Origin of the sequence: Halomonas marinisediminis (assembly GCF_004347715.1) — a bacterium.
Taxonomy (GTDB): Bacteria; Pseudomonadota; Gammaproteobacteria; order Pseudomonadales; family Halomonadaceae; genus Halomonas; species Halomonas icarae.
On sequence record NZ_SLTR01000508.1, the window covers coordinates 1 to 267 of the forward strand.

General features: G+C 67.8%; 1 protein-coding gene. It reads right to left on the minus strand.

What is annotated here, in order from left to right; all coding sequences use genetic code 11:
* Nucleotides 1-193, minus strand: a 193-nt coding sequence (locus E0702_RS17605) for a hypothetical protein (protein ID WP_205742079.1), incomplete at its 3' end; no start/stop codon positions are given.
* Nucleotides 194-267 lie beyond the last annotated feature (74 nt).

Genomic DNA, 267 nt, shown 5'->3' on the forward strand with positions numbered 1-267 from the left:
GGAACGCGGGCATCGAGGCGATCACCTGGCCTTGCGGCGCCGACCGGATCTGCGCGCCGGGCTTGGTCAGGACCCGCTGGAACACGGTCTGCGTCCCTTCCAGCAGCAGCGGACGCGCCGTTTGCGCCGCCACCGGCGCGGCGGCACCCAGCAGGGCGAGGCTCACAAGGCAGGCTGACAGGAAATCACGCATCAAGGCTGGCCTTTTCAGTTTCCGCAGAAATCTTCGCGCGCGCTGGCGCTGAGGGTGTCGGTCTTCAGCATGAG